Annotated in this window: 1 protein-coding gene; it reads right to left on the bottom strand. The window is 61.4% G+C overall.

Annotation, left to right across the window (positions count from 1 at the left end):
- Positions 1–127: 127 nt before the first annotated feature.
- On the bottom strand, positions 128–436 hold the full coding sequence (locus ACO1BU_RS37470; protein ID WP_424140918.1) for a DCL family protein: 309 nt from the start codon (positions 434–436) through the stop codon (positions 128–130).
- Between the last annotated feature and the right edge of the window lie 782 nt (positions 437–1,218).

Raw genomic sequence — 1,218 nt, 5'->3', positions numbered from 1 at the left:
AAGGCGCCGAAAGCAACGCGGCGACGCACACGCACTTGGCGGCTCGGGTGCTCACACTCGGCAGCCGCTCTCACCACACCGTCGCTGTCCAAAAGAATGGCACAGTCCGAGGCAAGTGACCCACTAGTCACCCAGCGTCCCGGCCCGCTATGCAATGCGGATAGGAGAAGTCTTCGCCCGTACCATCGACGCGAACGAGGCGAAAACATTGAGTGCCGTATTCCGCTCTCATCACTTCGAAGTGGTCAACGCCGATGCCCACCTTCGCGTGGTATTCGCTGTGACGCTTCAATAATGCTGCCAGGTCGGCTGCATCAGCGTCGGAAATGCGCTGTTTCGGACGATAGCGATTGAGCATGGCTTTGAAGAAGGCCGTGGCTTCCTTCTGGTTGGCGAAGGTCCGCGTCTCCAATTCGACGGGTTTACCTCTCGGCATTCTACCTCCCTCGGTTCAGCTTAGGAGGGAATCGATCAGAAGGGCGTCCGGTAACGCCTTGCCCCCTCTCTGCTACCTTAGATGGAAGAACATACTTGTTCGGTAACGGGCTGGAAACCTGGAACTGAACGGGCCACTCCCCATTCACACTTTAGGCCGGATACCTCGGCCCTCATTTGCCTCCGGGTAGGGCGGCGGGCGGATGTGAGGGGAGTGGGCCCCGGGCAAAGCCAAGGGCTCGCGATGGCCCCGAAGGTCAGTGTCTGGTCATCACGCCTGCTGACGGGCAGCGGCGTCGTAAGTGAGCGGCTAGCCACCCTGAGGGAACCTGTCCCTCTTGCTATTGCGGAAGGAAGGGAAGGACAGCTTGGGCGACGACGAGGCCCCCACTCCTTGGCTCAGGCACAAGGATTGGAACGGCCGGGTACAGGCTGGGCCAGGTTGAATAGCGGGCTATCCATGCGGCGGCACTTGGGGACAGCCAGCCCGTCAACGTCGTGATATCGGCATACCGGTGCGCCAACGGCATCGCGAGGATCGGCTCATAATGCGCCACGCGATTGCGGAGTAGGCGGGTCTCTCGGAGATCGTGCGCGATGGTGCCGCGCTGGATGCCTTTAGCCTGAAAGATCGGCCTCAGAGCCTGCCAAAGGTGAGTACCCATCCGCCGACGGCCGCCTTCCCTGGCCTGGGTGCCCGCTGATCTTACTGACGTTCGTAAGAGTGTCGGTAAGGGCAGGTGGGTGGGATGGAGATCATCAGCGGGGTCGAGCGGCGTCGGC

Source organism: Roseomonas chloroacetimidivorans, assembly GCF_049629625.1.
Classification (GTDB): domain Bacteria; phylum Pseudomonadota; class Alphaproteobacteria; order Acetobacterales; family Acetobacteraceae; genus Roseomonas; species Roseomonas chloroacetimidivorans.
This window is presented reverse-complemented; position numbering and strand designations above follow the sequence as displayed.

What these genes read in the sequence shown, in the direction of transcription:
- ACO1BU_RS37470 (WP_424140918.1), bottom strand. Translation starts at nt 436, where the DNA reads ATGCCGAGAGGTAAACCCGTCGAATTGGAGACGCGGACCTTCGCCAAC.